Below are 18,676 nucleotides of genomic sequence, written 5' to 3'. Positions count from 1 at the left end.
ATTATTAGTTATATCCTATTAAAAAGTTATTTTGTAAGTATCAGTTCAACTTTTATATAATGGTTAATAAAAATTAAATTGTACCTCATTTGTATTGCTAATAGAGATACATAAGTGTATAATAAAAAGAGACGCACGGAGGTGTTGATTATGACGAGTATAAAGACAGCAACTGTAAATGTAAGGATACAAGAAAATGTTAAAGTAGAAGCGGAAGCAATACTAAAAAAAATTAGGTTTAACGAGGGCAACAGCGATAGATTTATTTTATAGACAAATTATAATGCATAATGGCATTCCATTCCCACTTGAAATAAAAAAAGACGCTCCTATAGATAAAAAAATGATATCTAAGAAATAAAGAAAAATTATATGGAAAAAAATTTATTGATATTATTGGGAATGAGTAGTGTAATTATTAAATATAATAATAAAATCTATAATTACTGTAAATGAACATAGAGATATATTGTTTGTATGAGTTTAGAGAAACTATAGCAATAAAAACTAAAATTTTTAGATGAATCTATTTTAAATTGATTTGTTTTCTAGTTATAAAGTAAAGGGGTGAAGAGATGTTAGGATTACCAAAAAGTACTGAGTTTAATAGGTTTATACCTAAACAGAAGTTTTATAAAGATCTTTATACACATACATCTATTCCGAGTAAAACTAAAAATTATTTTGTAAAGTAAATAAAGTCAATAACATGGGAAAATAAAATAGATCATACGACTATGAATATAGCAAAAGGTAGTTTAGTAGAGGAAATAGAAGTATTTAGAGTAGAACTTCATGATTATGAAATTGATGATTCGGTTTTATATATTATTGATGAAAATATACTATATCATATTTTATTTGTATTTGAATATAATAACAAGAAAAAATATTCAATAAGTTATAAAGAAATTAATAGAGAAGCTAGAACGATTAATATACACAAAATATTTCATTCAGATTGGGTAAGTGAAGATGAAGATTTGTTAAATTTATCTGGTATTAACTTAGACAATATGTATGAAAATCTGTTAAATAGTATTTCTAATAATGAATTAGATAAATTCTTAGGTGATACATTAAAAGAGAAAGTATTAAGTAGTATAGAATATGAAAAAATACAAAAACAAGTTAATAATCTATCTAAAAAAGTAAAAAATGAAAAACAATTTAATAGACAAGTCGAATTAAATGCTGAACTAAAAAAATTAAAGAATAAAGTAAGTAAAATATTAAAATAAAAATTTTTAAGAGGTAAAATGATGGAAAAAATGAGAATGGAGTCGTTAAATTTAACTTCTCAAAATATAGAAAAAATAGAAGCTTTATTTCCTAACTGTATAACGGAATCAAGAGATGAGAATGGACAATTAAAAAAATCAGTAAATTTTAAAATGTTAAAACAAATGCTATCAGAAGATATAGTCGACGGTGAAGAAGCGTATGAATTCACATGGGTAGGGAAAAAAGAGTCGATAGTTGAAGCTAACAAACCTATAAGAAAAACTCTTCGTCCAGCCCCAGAAGAAAGTGTAGATTGGGATAATACGGAGAATTTATATATTGAGGGAGATAATCTTGAAGTATTAAAACTTCTTCAAGAAAGTTACTTGGGAAAAGTAAAAATGATATACATAGATCCGCCTTACAATACTGGTAACGATTTCATATACAACGATGATTTCAAAGTAAGTAATGAAGAATATGCTGAAGAGAGTGGAGAATATGACGAAGAAGGAAATCGTATGTTTAAAAATACAGATTCAAATGGTCGTTTTCACTCAGATTGGTGTTCGATGATGTATTCGCGACTTTTAGTAGCAAAAAATCTACTAAAAGAAGATGGTGTTATATTTATTAGTATAGATGATAATGAAGTGGAAAATCTAAAAAGAATCTGTGATGAAATCTTTGGTAATGGTAATTTTATTGGAAATATTATACCTATAATGAATCCTAGAGGCTCACAGTCTAGTGCTAATATAGCCGTTAATCATGAATATATTTTGGTATTATCAAAAAATATAAAGAATGTGAAACTAAAAGGTTTAGAACTAACAGAAAGTCAAAAGAAAGAATATAATAAAAGTGATGAATTTGGAGTATATAGAGAATTAGGATTGAGAAAAAGAGGTGCTGATTCAAGAAGAGAAGACTCACCAACTATGTTTTATTCGATTTATTTTGATGAAGAAACAGGTAATATATCAACAAAAAATAAATATGATATAGAAATAATACCTCGACTTAGTGATGGTAGTGAGGGAAGGTGGAGATGGAGTTCAAAAACTGTTGAAAATGAAAAAAATAAATTAGTTGTTAGAAAAGTGAATAGAAAAAGTGGATTAGAATATGATGTATTTACTAAAGATTACTTAAATCCTGATACTACACGTAAGGTTACAAGTATATGGGATGAAAAAGAGATAAATAATGAATTTGGTACTGAATTATTAAAAGAATTGTTTGGAAATGTAAAAATATTTAATTATTCTAAACCGCTAGCTTTATTGAAAAAAATAATCTCAATATCTAGTACTAAAGATGATTTAATTCTAGATTTCTTCTCGGGTTCAGCCTCCACAGCTCATGCAGTGATGGACTTAAATTTTGAAGATAAATTGCAGAGAAAATTTATTATGGTACAACTACCGGAGGATTTAGAAAAAGCACAAAAAAATATGGATAAAAGCTCAAGAAAAATACATCAAGATGCTATAGAATTTCTAAAGAAAATCAATAAGCCATACTATCTTTCTGAAATAGGAAAAGAAAGAATTCGTCGTGCAGGGAATAAAATTAAAAGTGAAAATCCATTATTAACTTCAGATTTAGATACAGGATTTAGAGTATTGAAAGTTGACAGTTCGAATATGAAAGATGTATATTACTCTCCTAATGAAATAAGTCAAGATTTCCTTAGTTCTCTAGAGTCAAATATTAAAGAAGATAGAACAGATTTAGATTTATTATTTGGATGTTTATTAGAATGGGGATTACCTTTATCTTTACCATATAATGCTATTGAGATAGATGGTTGTATGGTACATAATTATAATGATGGTGATCTAATCGCGTGTTTTGAAGAGAATATCTCAGAGAATGTAATGAAAGAGATTGCTAAATTAACTCCACTTCGTGCGGTATTTAGAGATAGTAGTTTTGAAAATAGTGCAGAGAAAATAAATACTAGAGAAATATTTAAACTGTTGTCACCTAATACAAAAATAAAAGTTATTTAGGAAGGAGAAAAAATGAAATTACAATTTAAACATCAGAAATTTCAAAAAGATGCTGCGCGTGCAGTTGTAGATGTTTTTAGTGATCAACCTCTTTTAACTTCTACCTATATGATTGATAGTGGAGATGGTAGAGAAACTTTATTAGATGATTTTACTGGTTGGAGAAATGAACCGATAATTCCAGGGTTAACTGATTCTAAAATTCTAGAGAATATTAATACGATACAGAAGGAAAATAATATAAAAGTATCTGAAAAGTTAGAGGGACGTTATAACCTAACTATTGAAATGGAAACAGGTGTAGGTAAGACATATACTTATATAAAAACTATGTATGAATTAAATAAAAAATATGGTTGGAGTAAGTTTATTGTTGTAGTACCATCAGTTGCTATTCGTGAAGGGGTTCATAAGAGTTTTGAAATAACACAAGATCATTTTGCAGAAGAATATGGTAAGAAAATAAGATATTTTGTATATAATTCTAGTAGGTTAAATCAAATAGAACAGTTTGCCTCAGATAATTCAATCAATGTTATGATTATTAATTCTCAAGCCTTTAATGCTACTGGTAAAAATGCAAGACGTATTTATATGAAATTGGATGAATTTCGTTCGAGAAGACCTATTGATGTCATAGCTAAAACTAATCCAATAGTAATAATAGATGAACCTCAATCAGTTGAAGGTAAGAAGACAAAGGAAAATTTAGAGCAGTTTAATGCTTTAATGACTTTACGATATTCTGCAACACATAAAAAAGATAGTATTTATAATATGGTATATAGGTTAGATGCACTAGAAGCATATAACAAAAAACTTGTTAAAAGAATATCAGTTAAAGGGATAACTGAAACTGGTAGTAGTTCAACAGAGGGATATGTATATTTAGAAGGAATTAACCTTTCAAAAGCTGCACCTACAGCGACTATTCAATTTGATTATAAAACATCAAAAGGGATTAAAAAAATCACAAGAATAGTAAATGAAGGATTTAATTTATATGATAATTCAGGTGAATTAGAAGAATACAAAAATGGATTTACTATTACTAAAATAGATGGAAGAGACAATTCAATTGAATTTATAAATGGTAAAAAAATCTATGCTGGTGATGTTATAGGTAATGTAAATGAAGATGTTCTTCGTAGAATTCAAATAAGAGAAACTATTCTATCACATATTGAAAGAGAAAGAGAGTTATTCAATAAGGGTATAAAAGTACTATCATTGTTCTTTATTGATGAAGTTGCAAAATATAAATGTTATGATGAAGCTGGAAGTGAATATAATGGTATCTATGCACAAATGTTTGAAGAAGAGTATAACGATATAGTGTCAAACTTGAAAATAAAATTTGGTGAAACAGAGTATCAAAACTATCTAAATGAGATTGATAAAAGTTTAACGCACGCTGGTTATTTCTCAATAGACAAAAAAGGTAAGTTAGTAGATTCTGAGTTGAAAAGAAATGAGATGAGTGCAAGTGGTGAAAATGATATAGATACATATGATTTAATAATGAAAAATAAAGAATTATTATTAAATCGCGACCCTAAAAAATCACCAGTTCGGTTTATATTCTCGCACTCCGCACTTAGAGAAGGATGGGATAATCCTAACGTGTTCCAAATTTGTACATTAAAACAAAGTACGAGTGATGTAAGAAAACGACAAGAAGTTGGACGTGGTTTAAGATTATGTGTAAATGATCGTGGTGACAGAATGGATGCTAATGCGTTAGGGAACGAAGTACATAATGTTAATGTGCTAACTATAATTGCTAGTGAAAGTTATGATAGTTTTGCTAAAGGATTGCAAAGTGAATTTGCAGAAGCAGTATCAGATCGTCCTGTTAAAATCACAGAGGATTTATTTATTGGACGTGTGTTAAAAGGTATTAATGGAGAAGAGATTCAAATAGATAGTGAATTAGCTTATGCTATTCAGTTTGAATTAATTTCTAATAAATATATTGATAAGAAACATACATTAACGGACAAATACTACGAAGATAAGAAAAATGGTACAATTGAATTTGATGATGAGTTAATGCCGTATGTGAATGAAATTGTTTCTATTCTAGATTCAGTTTATGATAACAAATTATATACAATTGAAGATGCTAGACAAAATAATGTTGAACTTAAATTGGATGAGAATAAGTTAGCTATGAAAGAATTTAAAGAATTGTGGAAGAAAATTAATTCTAAATCTATTTATGTAGTTGACTTCGATACAGAAGAACTTATAGAAAAAGCTATTAATGCTTTAGACCAAAATTTAGCAGTTACTAAACTACAATTTAAAGTTGAAAGTGGAGTGATGAATAAAATTAAATCTAAAGAAGAATTATTAGCTGGAAAATCATTTGTTAAAGAAGAAGCAAATAATTACACAGATCGTTCAATCGTAGGCTCTAATGTAAAATATGATTTAATAGGAAAAATTGTAGAGGGTACGGATTTAACTAGGAAAGCAGTTGTTCGTATACTACAAGGTATAAAACCGTATGTATTTGAACAATTCAAGTTTAATCCAGAAGAATTCATACTTAAAACTATTTCGATTATTAACTCAGAGAAGGCAACTGCTGTTATTGAGCATATTACATACAATGTTATGGAAGAAAAATATGATGTGAATATTTTTACAGATGCTACAATCAAAGGTAAACTAGATGTGAATGCAATGAAGGCAAAAAAACATTTATATGACCATATTGTTTATGATTCAACAAATGAAAAAAGGTTTGCTAGTGATTTAGATATAAATAATAGTGTTGCTGTTTATGTTAAGTTACCAAATAGCTTTTATATTTCAACACCAGTTGGGAAATATAATCCAGACTGGGCTATAGCTTTCCATGAAGGTTCTGTTAAACATGTTTACTTTATAGCTGAAACAAAAGGAAGCATGGATTCACTAGAATTACGTACTATTGAACAATCAAAAATACATTGTGCAAAAAAACACTTTAAAGCAATAAGTAATAATGAAGTAGTATATGATGTAGTAGATAACTACGAATCACTACTTAATTTGATAACAAGGTAGATTTTAGGATTAAAAGGTTAATGTTGAGTTGTACGATGTAGAATATAAAAAGTTAAAAGCCAGAATTATTAAAAAAAAGGAGTATAAATGACCCAAAGAATAATTAATAAAATTATATATTTTGATAAAGAAACTATACAGAATATACTTCAACAAGAAAATAGTGGAAGTAAGACTTATATAACAGATAAGAAAACTTCATTAAATAAAGAGGGGGAACTTGAACTAGGTACTAAAGTCGATTTAAGTGTCCCATTCTTCGATAGAATTCGTTTCCTTTTTAGCGGGAAGTTGAAAGCTAGTTATATTGCTAAACTGGATAAAAAGATTACTATAACATCAACAGAAATTTCTGAATTTGAAAATCTGAAATCAAGATTAAAAAAATATGATAAGAAAATATTAGCTGATATTGAAAATTCTTCAACATTTTTTAGAGTTGCAGGTGGATATCTTAGAATGTTTAAAGGTGAAATAGATGGAGTTGATATTAAAGAATTTAAATCCGTAATGGATGAATATGAGGGGTATGATACATATAAAATTTCAGAAACAGAGTATGTAAGGTTTAATAATACAGCTTTTGTGAGTAATTATAAAAGATATGATATTTTGAGGTCTGAGATGACAATGTATTGTATTTTTGTAGGTGAATTTTCTAAAGAACATTTTAATTTCTTTGGAGAAATTAATAAAATGGAAACACTCATATCAACTACTTCACAACCTAAAAAACTAGGAGAAGTATATCCTTCAACTTATGATAAAAGAAAAGATAATAATAATAATTTTAAAAATGAAAAAGATTATCCGGAAGATATGATAAAATTATATGATGTAGTATATGCTGGTATTAAGGTGAAAGATGGTGAGTAAATAGATGAATGAAAATCATAAGAGAAAATATTTTATATTTATTGGCTCTAAATCATATTTTGATAAGAAATTAGATGACTTGTCTGTAGAAAACAGTGGTTATTCTTTTAGACAACTTATTATGTATCAAGATGTAGCCCAAAAAAATGAATTAGAATTTGACCGTAAAGAAGAAGTTTTAATTTTGAGTAACGATAACTATCAATCGTTGGTAGGAGCAGCTATTGAGCGATTGGGGACAATTATTGAAGAATTCACTTATGAAAACTCAGAAATTTATATTCATAATCCACCAAGATATCTATATGAATATTTAAAAAAATTACATAAAAGAGATTTAATAGAACTTATCGTCAAAAATGAAGTATATTCAATAGTAAAAGATGAAAATAATTTTAATGTGAAAATAGATTCTATTTTACAAAGAATAATTGGGCAAAATAAGGCAGTTAATGAAATTAGTAAAAGTTTATGGTACCTTACAAAAATAAATACAAAAAAGCCTTATGTAGTTATGTTCTACGGGAAAAGTAGCATAGGAAAGACAGAATTAGTAAGAGAAATTGCTAAGGAATTTTTTGATAATACATTTTTTGAAAAACACTTATCAATGTTTAAGAATATTCAAAGTTTTGATTATTTGTTCGGGGCAGAATTGAATCGAAGAAGTCTAGGTTATGATTTATTGGAAAGAGAATCTAATCTAATTTTTCTAGATGAATTTGATAAATGTGAATCTAGTTTTTATTCAGCTTTTTATACTTTATTTGATAATGAAATATTTAAAGATGCAAACTATGATGTTAACATGTCAGGAACACTTATTATATTAACAGCAAACTATAATTCATTAGAAGATATGAAAAAACATTTAGGGCTTCCAATTTTTTACAGAATAGATAAGTTTATAAAATTTGAAGATTTTGAAAGTAGCACTATTTATGCTATTGTGAAAAAAGAAATTTCATCTCGTAAAAAAGAATTAGGAAGTTTATTAGATGAAGAATTGATTTATTCGAAGGTAAGTATGCTTGTTAATACACAAGGTGAAAATGCACGTACGATTAAGTCTAAAGTACAAGGGGTTATTGAGGAGTTATTGTTTGAAAATTACATGAATTCTGAGGATGTAGACCATTAAAATTAATTTATTTATTAAACGAGTGTTTAACTCAAATAATATTGATTTCTAAAAATTTTAATTATAACAATATTATAAACGAAAGGAATGAAATTATGAGTAGATTAATTATATTAGGTAATGGTTTTGATTTATATCATGGATTACCTACGAGTTATAAAGATAATTTGGTGCCAATATTGAGAAAGAATAATGAAGAGCTTTTTGAAAAAATTAGTAAACTCTATTTTAAAGATGATATAGAACTTTGGAGTGATTTTGAAAGTAGGATAGGAAGAACAGAAGATATCGATTGTTTAAATAATCCAATAAGAGAAAAGTTGGAGTACCTATTTAGTATAAATGTGGAGTGTTATCCTATAGAAAGTCCACATTATGGGAATTCTTGGTTCGAATATGAGAATGCCAGATACGCTGCAGAATGTAATAGAGTTAATTTAGAATCAGTATTTTCTGAGTTACATTATGATTTGGATGATTTGAAAGAGTATTTTCATGATGGGCTTTATAAAATGTGTAAATATGCTAATGAGTTAAATAATAATAAAAATAATTTTCAAAAAGATTTTGATTTTAGGGAAAAAGACTATTTTTTAACTTTTAACTATACTAATACTTTAGAAAAAATATATACAGATATACCTAATGCTAATATATGTCATATTCATGGATTACTTAATGACGAAGCTGAGTTAGTTTTTGGGAATAATAAGAAAAATATTTTAAATAGTTATTCAGATTTATATGAAGAAAACCCAAATGTTTCCAGAGGTAAAGAAGGTGACTATGAGAGTTATACTCATCAAGAATATGTTGAAGCAGTAACATATAAACCTTGTGAATTTGAAAAGTATAATAACGATGTAGATAAATATATGAATCAATTGAATGAAAGCATGATAAAGGAAATTCAGTTAGAGAAGTTAGAAAATTTTCTATCAAAATTGAAAATTAAGGAAATATTTGTTTTTGGTTTATCAATGGGAGAAGTAGATCACCCATATTTTGAATTAATTAATCAAAAATTTTTAGAAGCTGAATGGTTTATTTCTTATTATAAATCAAGTGATATCATTGAAGAAAATTCACAAAAATTAAAATTTAATGATAAAATTGTACTATTAGAAATGCAAAAATTTATTAAATCATTATAGGGTGATTAATGTTTTAGCAATATTATTTAATAATAATTTTCGATAGAAATAATATATTTAAATTACTTGGAAAATCCTATTTTAAATTAAAGTTAATTGAAAGAATCAGCTAGAAGCATATATAATGTTTCAGAAATATAAATGTTAAATATTTATCTAGAGATTAATTATTGACTACATATAATTTATTGACAAATCTTTTATCTGAGTTAGAAGCTATCAACACAAATTAATAATTAATAAAATTATGGAGGTAACATATGAATGAAGTAATTAAAACGATGTTAAATCATTGTACGACTCGTAGTTTTGTAAAAGGAAAAGAACTACCTAAGGAACATCTTGAACAAATCATCGCTAGTTCTAAACAAGGATCTAGCTGGATGAATGGTCAACACTATAGTATTATTGTAACTACAGGTGAAACTAAACAACAAATCGCTGATTTAATTCGTGATAAGGCACCTGGTAATGCTGCTCATATTGAAAATTCTGCTGCGTTCTTACTATATTGTTTAGATTATACTAATATCAAATTAGCATTTGATATTGAAGGTGGAGAGTTTGATATTTCTAATCAATATGAACCATTAATTATCGGTACTTTAGATGTAGGTATTGCGATGCAAAATGCTGCTTTAGCTGCTGAGTCTTTAGGATACGGAATTGTTTATTGTGGTGGAGTAAGAGGTTTTGGAGATAAGATTTCTGAATTACTAAATATTCCAGAAAATGCATTGTTCCTATGTGGACTAAGTATCGGTGTTAAAGATGAAGAGTTATCTACGGAAAAAGTTAAACCTAGATTACCAGACGCGGCTAATGTAGGATACAATGAATTCCCTAAATCAAACGTAGAAGTATTAAAAGAATACCGTCAAACTATGGTAGGCTTCGCTGAAGCACGTGAGACAAAAACATGGACTAAGAAATTCGCTGATTTCTATGCGCAACCTTCAGGAATAGAAAAAGTAACTAAAGAACTATTAGAGAAAAATGGTTTTGTGAGTGAGAAGGAAAAATAAATTTAAGTGAAATAATTGACATTACTTGAAAAAATAGATATACTAAAAGTGTAGAAGAGTTAATTTAATTCTTTGAAAATAGTGCCGCTTGCTGATGGAGCGGGGTAGAAGTAATTCAGTTCGCAAATAGTGCCGCTTGCTGATGGAGCGGGGTAGAAGTAATTCAGTTCGTAAATCCTCGTCAATTTATTGACGAGGTTTTTTTAGGAGAAATTATGGAAATTAAACTAGGTTATAGTTACCATTTGAAAGATGAATTTTTTTTACTAGTAATTGATAGATATTTAATGAAAAATAAAGAAAATGGAGCTTACAGACCACATTATTATGCTGTTAGAGATTTATCAAATGAAAATATACACTGGATGATTCCAATAAGTTCACGTTTTGAGAAATATGAAAAAATAGTGGATAGAAAAATTCAAAAAGTTGGACGTTGCGATACTATAGTATTAGGAAAATTTTCAGGAAGAAAGTGTGCTTTTCTTATTCAAAATGCATTTCCAGTGCATACTAAATTTATTTCTCATATTCATACAGTGGGAAATAGTCCAGTTAAAGTTCATGATAAGTTGAGTAAAAAAATTGATAAAAAAATGAAAGCTTGTATAGCGTTAAATAAAAAGGGAAATAAAGTATTTTTTAGTGATGTTGAAAAGATATTAGAAATTATCATTAATTTATAGCAATTATAAATTTTTTGAGCACTACAATATATGTGGTGTTTTTTTACAGTAAAAAAAGGGTTAACCCAAAAGTTCTAAAATTTAACAAAGTTCATATGAGAACTCATAGACGCAGTGGTTTATTGACATCTAAATTCGCTTTATAAAAGCTTTTTAGATATCTAATAAAATTTGCGGGGGTGACTCGGCAAAATCGATTTCTACGAAATCACGATTTTTGAGTCGCTCCCGTCCTACAGAGCAGAAATTAATCTCTCTGAGAAAGTTACCAGTAGAGCATATATTTTTATATCTCTAAGATAATATTAAGTATAATATATAGTTTAAAGCTTGTCAACATAAGGGTTTGTGAGCTTTTTTTCTTTTTTAAAATTTTTTCAAAAAAACTATTGTCAAAAAAGGTCAAACATGCTATAATTTATTTAAGGTCAAAAAAGGTCAAAAGGATAAAACTTAAATATATTCTATAAACCCTTTTAGTTTATTGAGTGTTTAGGTGTATCTTATGAGCTCAGTATCTTTATTATAATAGTGATACTGGTTAACAAATAAAAGTACCTTTTGATCTAATAATTTAATCAAAGGAGATTTACAATGGATATTAATAGTTTTACTAATAGTGTGAAAGAAATCTTAGCGAAATCTTCCGAATTTGCAACTGAGAAAAAAAGTCAAAGTATTACGAGTGAGATGTTTTTAAAAGCGGCTCTTACTGGTAGTAATTTATATAGTGATATATTAGGAAGAGTAAATGTTGATAAGGTGAATTTAACTCATGAGTTAGATAACGAAATTGCGAAGGTAAATAGTGTAGAAGGAGATAATATCAACTACGCTAGTTATTTAAGCAATGATTTGAATGCTTTATTAATAGAAGCTAATAAGTATAAAGATAAATATGAAGATAAATTTATTTCGTGTGAACATATTGTTCTTGCGAGTTATTTGAAAAATAGTATAGTAAAAAAATATATTGATAAGGTGACTACGTTAAAAGATTTAGTAGCTGTTATCGATAATATCAGAGGAGGTAAAAAAGTTATGAACGAAAACCCAGAAAACAACTACGAAGTTCTAGAGAAATATGGTCGTGATCTTGTAGAAGCTGCACGTAGTGGTAAAATTGATCCTGTGATAGGACGTGATGAAGAAATAAGAAATGTAATTAGAATTTTATCAAGAAAAACAAAAAATAATCCAGTGTTGATAGGGGAACCTGGGGTAGGTAAAACTGCGATTGTTGAGGCACTGGCTCAACGTATTGTACGTGGTGATGTACCTGAAAGTCTTAAAGACAAAACTGTATTCGAACTTGACCTTACTAGTTTAGTCGCAGGAGCTAAATATCGTGGTGAGTTCGAAGAACGACTAAAAGCTGTATTAAAAGAAGTTAAAGAAAAAGATGGAAAAATAATTCTATTCATCGATGAAATTCACATGCTTGTTGGTGCTGGTAAAACTGATGGAGCAATGGATGCTGGTAATATCTTAAAACCAATGCTTGCTCGTGGGGAACTACACTGTATCGGTGCTACAACTCTTAATGAATATCGTCAATATATCGAAAAAGATTCTGCATTAGAACGTCGTTTCCAAAAAGTTCTTGTTAATGAGCCTACTGTAGAAGATACAATCTCAATTTTACGTGGTCTTAAAGAAAGATTCGAAGTTTACCACGGTGTGAAAATCTCTGACCGTGCGATTGTAGAAGCTGCAGAATTATCTAATAGATATATTACTGATAGATTCTTACCGGACAAAGCTATCGATTTAATCGACCAAGCTTGTGCTACTATTAAAACTGAGAACTCTTCTAATCCAGCTGAATTAGATACAATCAATCGTAAAGTTATGCAACTTGAAATAGAAGAAAAAGCTTTAAGTGGTGAAAATGATGATGTATCTAAAAAACGTTTAGAAAACTTAAAAGAAGAGTTGGCTAATCTAAAAGAAGAACAAAATAAACTTCAATTACAAGTTGATAGTGAAAAAGAAAAATTATCAGCTGTTAAAAATCTTCGTGAAAAAATTGACAGAGTTAAAGTCGAATTAGAACAAGCTCAAAATAGCTACGATTTAGAAAAAGCATCTGAGTTACAATATTCTACTTTACCAAAATTAACTCAAGAGTTAGAAGAATTAGAAGAAAAATCTAAACACGAAGAGTACAAACTTCTAAAACAAGAAGTTACTGAAGATGAGATTGGATTTATCGTAAGTCAAATGACTGGTATTCCTGTAACTCGTCTAGTAGAAACTGAAAAAGAAAAATTATTACATCTAGCTGATACTATTCATGAAAAAGTAATAGGTCAAGACGAAGCTGTAGAGAGTGTAACAAATGCGATCTTACGTTCTCGTGCTGGTATCGCAGATCCTAACAGACCAATCGGTAGCTTCCTATTCTTAGGTCCTACTGGGGTAGGTAAAACTGAGCTTGCTAAAGCATTAGCTCTTAACTTATTCGATGATGAACGTAATATCGTACGTATCGACATGAGTGAATACATGGAAAAACACTCAGTTAGCCGTTTAATCGGAGCCCCTCCAGGATACATCGGATATGAAGAAGGTGGTCAACTTACTGAAAGTGTAAGACGTAATCCTTACAGCATTATCTTAATGGACGAAATCGAAAAAGCTCACCCAGATGTGTTCAATATCTTACTTCAACTTCTTGATGAAGGTACACTTACTGACTCTAAAGGTGTAGTAGTAGATTTCAAAAATACAATAATTATTATGACTTCTAACATCGGTTCATTAGAACTATTAGAAGAAGTTAAAGACGGTGTGATTTCTGAAGAAACTCGTAAAAATGTTACTAACCAACTTTACGGATACTTCAAACCAGAAATTCTTAACCGTATGGATGATATAATTATCTTCAAACCATTAACACAAGATAATATTAAAGGAATCGCTAATAAACTTCTTAACGAACTTGTTGCGCGTATCGCTAATAGAAATATTACTTTAACATATACTGATAATATTTCTAGCTGGGTTGCGACTGCTGGATTCGATATAAAATTCGGTGCTCGTCCACTTAAAAGATTCATCCAAAGTCAAATCGAAAACAAACTTTCAGTTGAATTAATCCGTCATGGTATCGAAGATGGAATGGAAATTCACCTAGACTATGTAGATGATCAATTGAAAATAGATATAAAATAATATATTGATTTAGCCCCATAAAGAAGGTGACTCAATAAATTTGATTTATCTGAAATCGGGATTTTTGAGTCATTCCTTTTTTCTAAATTAAAGGCTCTTCAAAAAATCGAATTGATCTTTTGAAGAGCCTTTAATTTTGTTATACACCTAATTCGTTTTTTAACGCTTGTTGTAATACTTGCGAAAAGTTAATTTTTTTCTCTTTTCCTAAATCCACTAACCATTTTGGTAAAGTAACCATTTTATTTACTGCTTTATTTTCTTCTCTACGTCTAATAAAATCAGTATCAACAATAATCAATTGTAATTGTTGATTATTGTTTAGTTTCGATTGTAACTCTTGGTATGTACTTGGTTTTGGAATACTCATTTTTTCATCTTCTAGTGTTAATAAATATCCTTCTAGAGCGTCTTTACTCATGTATAACGCTTCTTCTAAATTGTCACCAAAAGAAATACAACCTCCTAAATCTGGAAATGTTATATCAATATAATCTTTTTCTTGTGTAAATATTGCATAGTACATATATTTCATACGGTTAACCTCCTAAAATCAAGGGGCTTTATTTCAAGCCCGCTTGTTTTAATATCTTTTGTGCTGTTCCTTTTGGTAAATCTCTTTTTGGATGCGGAACAGTTATAAGATAATCTTTGTTAGGGTGCTTAAATTGGTGGTGACTTCCTTTTATTCGGACTTCTTGCCAACCTAATTTATTAAGCTGCTTTATTAATTCCTTCGAACTCATGAGTTTACCTCCTAACAACCTCTATTTTAACATATGTTTTAACATATGTAAATAAAAAGAGATTAATTACTTTAATTTTGTAATCTTAGAATAGTCTTATTTGGATTTAAGGTTTGAGGTACTGTATCTATAAAATTGGACAAAGCTTGAAGTCTTTTTGTATTAAGTTATAAGTGATTATTGTTGATTACTGTAACTTTTAGGTGTATAATTGTAGTACAAAAGTAACACATTAAGAGGGTGAGAAGAATGACTACTTTAACATTAAGATTGAATAAAGAGGAAGAACAGATTTTTAATTCTATTTCTGGCTTATACGGTGGCAAATTATCTACTACTATTAAGCAACTTGCACTTGAGAAGATTGAGGATGAGTATGATCTTCAACTTATAAAAGATTTCGAAAGTTGCGAGGAGAAAGGTGAAGTAACTCTAATAGAGTTTGATGATTTAAAGAAAGAGTTTGATTTATAATGTACAAAATTGTTTTTGATGAAGCGATAAAAAAAGATTTAAAGAAATTAGACAAACAAACTTTAAAGATTTTATTTAATTGGATTGAAAAAAATTTGAGTAATACGGATGATCTACGCGGTAAGGGAAAAGCTCTAGTAGGCAATAAAAAAGGTTATTGGAGATATAGAATAGGGGACTATCGGTTAATAACAAGAATAGAAGATGATAGACTTATTATAATCGCTATTAATTTTAAACATCGAAGAGAAGTTTATAATTAAGTGTGATTTTGTAAAAAAAAATGGATAAATTGTAGGAGGAATTTTAATGAAAATAGCGGTTATGGCTGGAACACCAATTGATTCGAAATTAGGTGTGGAGCTATTAAATTCATATGGCTATGATGATGTAGTTTTAGTGCCAATTTCTAATAATCCAGTAGAGCAAACTACGTTCCAAGCTCTAGAAGATGAAGAACGTGAAAATATTATTGTAAAAATTATTGATGAACTAAAAGAGAAAGATTGTGATACGATTTTTGTATATTGTAACTCACTTAGTTCGGTTGTCGATTTCGACAGATTGGCAGAAAAAATGAATATTTCTATTATTACTCCTATGCAAATGTATAGAAATCTAGGACTTGAGTATAAGTATTTAGCTGTAATGGCGGCGAACTCTCATGGTCTTACGGGTGTTGAGAGCAATCTTTATGTATCGAATCCGCGTCTACGTGTATTAGGATTATCGATGTTGGAGCTTGTTAAGGCGATTGAAGAGGGCAATAAACCTGAACAGATAGTGGAAGATTTCAACTTCAAGACATTGTTTAATTATTTTGAATTAACGAATGTAGAAGCTGTTGTTCTTGGATGTACTCATTTTCCTTATATAAAAAAAGAACTTGAGAAAATAACTAACCTTCATATTATAGATGTCGGTGTCTTTATGATAGAGAGTTTAAAAAATAAGGATAAATTTATTTAAATTAAGGAATAGTAAAAAGTGGAATACCTCCAACATAATTTATAAAAATTATGCTGTGAGTATATTCCACTTTTTTATTTTATTTTCCTTCTAAGTAACTTTCGTTTCTTTCTTTTGCTTGTTCGAAGATTTCGTTGTATTCTTCTACCATTGCTTCTGTGTATTCTCCTTTTTCTAGGTCACAGTCTAAACCATAAAGTACTTTTTCCACTCTTTCAAAAACATCTTCAAGTGTGAATTTTTTATTTAGTAGATTTTCTAGTGTTTCCATACATTCTGGATCAACTTTTGGATACTTGTATCTTACTTCTTGATCATCAATTCCAATTTCATAGAAATCTTTCATGATGTTTGCACGCTTTTGTTGATCACCAAAAATACTTATGTAGATTGAAACTACTACCGCTTCTTTAATTTTTCTTTGAGCAATCCCTGCAAATTTCTTTCCATCTATGCTTAGGTCGTAATCCCCTGGACAGTACGAATTTGCAATTTCTACCGCTTCAATTTTGTCAGCACCTTCTGGGAAGATTGCCTTAATAAAAGATGTCATAAGCTCATAACCTTCATTAATAGAAAAGTTTTCTTTAGGTTTATTCATAACGATTGATAAGTTTAGAATTCCTTTGTCTGAAATTATCCCAAGACCACCGATATTTCTAACGGCTGGAATTATATTATTTCTATAAAATGCAAATAATGCCTGTTCAAAGTATGGTACGCGTGTATCTGGTGCACCGATTATTGCAGAGTTTGGTAATGTATATAAATGTAATATACAATCATCACTATTAGATACTGTGCGTAAGAACATTTCATCAGTAGCAATAGGGATTAAGGGATTCACAATATTTAAAGTCTTATAAACATTGAATTTTCTATTTCGAATAAGATCTAGCATAGCTACTCCTTTAACATGTCGATAATATTTTATATCTTAAAATTAATACTTTATAATTATAAGATATGCGACTAATTTATGCAAGGTTTTAATGAATTACATATTATAAAAAAAAGTGACTCGAACATCGTGATTTTAGAAAAAAAATTTTGTCGAGTCACATCTGTGTATATTATATTATAAGTTAAGTTTGTAATCCTCTGGTTTAATAATCGGTAAAATTTTTGTGAATAATTTTACGAAGAAGAAACCAGAAACTACTGGAATTACTACGAAGACTATAGCTGCTTTTAATATTTCTAAAGCACTTCCGTTAGTAGTCGCAAGGTGAGCTAATGGTCCTACTAATCCACTGAATCCAAATCCGGCACTCATAGGTGTTCCTTGAATATTTAGTATCGCTGCAAACACTCCTGAGACAGCTGCGCTACAAAGAACTGGTAGCATGATTTTTGGTTTGGCGAAAATATTTGCCATAGAAATCTTTGGTGAACCGATAAAGTGAGCAAAACAAACTCCTTTAGAGTTTACAACCCAACCCGCGATTGCAAGAGTAAATCCACATGCACAAATTCCTAGGTTTGCAGCACCTGAGGCAATACCTTCTATATTAATCGCTAGAGCAACTCCAACTGATGTAATTGGAGAAACTACAAGACAGGCGAAAATCATAGCGATTAGAATAGTAAGGATAATCGGTTGTAAAGTAAGTAAATGTTTAATTCCATCGCCAAGTAATTTTGTTGCACCTGAGAAGAAAGGAAGTGTGAATCTACCAATACCTCCGATAATTACCAATGTAAGTGGTGGTAGTATAATTACCGCATAGTTTTTAGCTTTATCTCCGATTAGCAGTATGAAAGCTGTAGCCAGTGCAGCTGTGAAAATCATCGTTACGATATCTCCAGAACCTTTTAGCATTAAGCCAGTTTTATCTGGTGTTGGTATTATTGATCCACCAGCAAATAATGTAGCTAATCCGATTGAAACACTCTGTACAGGTGTAAATTTAAAGAATAATCCAATTATTATTCCTGAAGCTAATCCTATCATGGCATTGGAAATAGTTATTGATAATGATAAAAACGCAAGTGATGGATATAGCTTTCCTATATATTTAAGTAGTTCACCAAGTAAGGCACCTGGTACTAAACAAAGCACAGTTCCTAAGGCGATACCATTAAGGATGTTCATGGTGAACTTTTTTATTGTAATTTTTTCTGACATA

At 29.1% G+C, this 18,676-nt stretch carries 18 protein-coding genes; 14 read left to right on the top strand and 4 right to left on the bottom strand.

What is annotated here, in order from left to right; all coding sequences use genetic code 11:
- Positions 1-150: 150 nt before the first annotated feature.
- From RWQ74_RS02355 to clpB, 11 genes are all read left to right on the top strand, one after another.
- Positions 151-273: a hypothetical protein gene (locus tag RWQ74_RS02355; protein ID WP_314396441.1), complete on the top strand. Its 123-nt coding sequence runs from the start codon at positions 151-153 to the stop codon at positions 271-273.
- Positions 257-361: a hypothetical protein gene (locus RWQ74_RS08695; protein ID WP_399540725.1), complete on the top strand. Its 105-nt coding sequence runs from the start codon at positions 257-259 to the stop codon at positions 359-361. The genes RWQ74_RS02355 and RWQ74_RS08695 overlap by 17 nt, the downstream gene beginning before the upstream one ends.
- A 334-nt stretch (positions 362-695) precedes the next feature.
- A complete protein-coding gene (locus tag RWQ74_RS02350; RefSeq protein ID WP_314396498.1) occupies positions 696-1,241 on the top strand; it encodes a DUF4391 domain-containing protein in 546 nt (181 codons plus the stop codon).
- A 21-nt stretch (positions 1,242-1,262) separates the two neighbouring features.
- Positions 1,263-3,242, top strand: a complete 1,980-nt coding sequence (locus RWQ74_RS02345; RefSeq protein WP_314396439.1) for a site-specific DNA-methyltransferase — start codon at positions 1,263-1,265, stop codon at positions 3,240-3,242.
- Between the two features lie 12 nt (positions 3,243-3,254).
- Complete coding sequence (locus RWQ74_RS02340) at positions 3,255-6,299, top strand: DEAD/DEAH box helicase family protein (protein WP_314396437.1); 3,045 nt, start codon at positions 3,255-3,257, stop codon at positions 6,297-6,299.
- 87 nt (positions 6,300-6,386) lie between these two features.
- Entirely contained in the window at positions 6,387-7,175 is a 789-nt protein-coding gene (locus tag RWQ74_RS02335; protein WP_314396435.1) for a DUF6414 family protein, read from the top strand.
- Between the two features lie 4 nt (positions 7,176-7,179).
- Positions 7,180-8,316, top strand: coding sequence for an AAA family ATPase (locus RWQ74_RS02330; protein ID WP_314396433.1), 1,137 nt, complete (start codon positions 7,180-7,182; stop codon positions 8,314-8,316).
- Between the two features lie 95 nt (positions 8,317-8,411).
- A complete protein-coding gene (locus tag RWQ74_RS02325; protein WP_314396431.1) occupies positions 8,412-9,470 on the top strand; it encodes an AbiH family protein in 1,059 nt (352 codons plus the stop codon).
- 260 nt (positions 9,471-9,730) lie between these two features.
- Positions 9,731-10,495 carry a nitroreductase family protein gene (locus RWQ74_RS02320; RefSeq protein ID WP_314396429.1) on the top strand — a complete coding sequence of 255 codons (765 nt, stop codon included), beginning with the start codon at positions 9,731-9,733 and terminating at the stop codon, positions 10,493-10,495.
- Between the two features lie 215 nt (positions 10,496-10,710).
- On the top strand, positions 10,711-11,181 hold the full coding sequence (gene cptIN / locus RWQ74_RS02315; protein ID WP_314396427.1) for a type III toxin-antitoxin system CptIN family toxin: 471 nt from the start codon (positions 10,711-10,713) through the stop codon (positions 11,179-11,181).
- Between the two features lie 594 nt (positions 11,182-11,775).
- Positions 11,776-14,358 carry an ATP-dependent chaperone ClpB gene (gene clpB / locus RWQ74_RS02310; protein WP_314396425.1) on the top strand — a complete coding sequence of 861 codons (2,583 nt, stop codon included), beginning with the start codon at positions 11,776-11,778 and terminating at the stop codon, positions 14,356-14,358.
- 139 nt (positions 14,359-14,497) lie between these two features.
- On the opposite strand, the gene RWQ74_RS02305 is transcribed toward clpB, so the two are convergent.
- Both RWQ74_RS02305 and RWQ74_RS02300 read right to left on the bottom strand, forming a co-directional pair.
- Positions 14,498-14,893, bottom strand: coding sequence for a type II toxin-antitoxin system HicB family antitoxin (locus tag RWQ74_RS02305; protein WP_314396423.1), 396 nt, complete (start codon positions 14,891-14,893; stop codon positions 14,498-14,500).
- Between the two features lie 28 nt (positions 14,894-14,921).
- Positions 14,922-15,104, bottom strand: coding sequence for a type II toxin-antitoxin system HicA family toxin (locus tag RWQ74_RS02300; RefSeq protein ID WP_271965256.1), 183 nt, complete (start codon positions 15,102-15,104; stop codon positions 14,922-14,924).
- 249 nt (positions 15,105-15,353) lie between these two features.
- Between RWQ74_RS02300 and relB the strand changes: the two genes are divergently transcribed.
- Genes relB through RWQ74_RS02285 form a run of 3 tightly spaced genes read left to right on the top strand, consistent with a single transcriptional unit; the run spans position 15,354 to position 16,547 of the window.
- On the top strand, positions 15,354-15,578 hold the full coding sequence (gene relB, locus RWQ74_RS02295) for a type II toxin-antitoxin system RelB family antitoxin (protein WP_314396421.1): 225 nt from the start codon (positions 15,354-15,356) through the stop codon (positions 15,576-15,578).
- The gene (locus RWQ74_RS02290) at positions 15,578-15,841 is read left to right on the top strand and encodes a type II toxin-antitoxin system RelE/ParE family toxin (RefSeq protein WP_314396419.1); all 264 of its coding nucleotides are present in this window, start codon (positions 15,578-15,580) and stop codon (positions 15,839-15,841) included. Before relB ends, RWQ74_RS02290 begins: the two co-directional genes overlap by 1 nt.
- A gap of 46 nt (positions 15,842-15,887) precedes the next feature.
- Positions 15,888-16,547: a glutamate racemase gene (locus RWQ74_RS02285; protein ID WP_314396417.1), complete on the top strand. Its 660-nt coding sequence runs from the start codon at positions 15,888-15,890 to the stop codon at positions 16,545-16,547.
- A gap of 79 nt (positions 16,548-16,626) precedes the next feature.
- Here RWQ74_RS02285 and RWQ74_RS02280 read toward each other — a convergent pair whose 3' ends face one another.
- Positions 16,627-17,448 (bottom strand): lipoate--protein ligase family protein, encoded by an 822-nt coding sequence (locus tag RWQ74_RS02280; RefSeq protein WP_314396415.1) that lies wholly within the window; start codon positions 17,446-17,448, stop codon positions 16,627-16,629.
- A 177-nt stretch (positions 17,449-17,625) separates the two neighbouring features.
- Positions 17,626-18,675, bottom strand: a complete 1,050-nt coding sequence (locus RWQ74_RS02275) for a PTS sugar transporter subunit IIC (RefSeq protein ID WP_314396413.1) — start codon at positions 18,673-18,675, stop codon at positions 17,626-17,628.
- Position 18,676: the final 1 nt, after the last annotated feature.

The sequence above is a fragment of the uncultured Gemella sp. genome, assembly GCF_963525165.1.
Lineage (GTDB): Bacteria > Bacillota > Bacilli > Staphylococcales > Gemellaceae > Gemella.
Note: the sequence above shows the minus strand (reverse complement) of the source record. Positions and strands in the feature narration are given on the sequence as shown.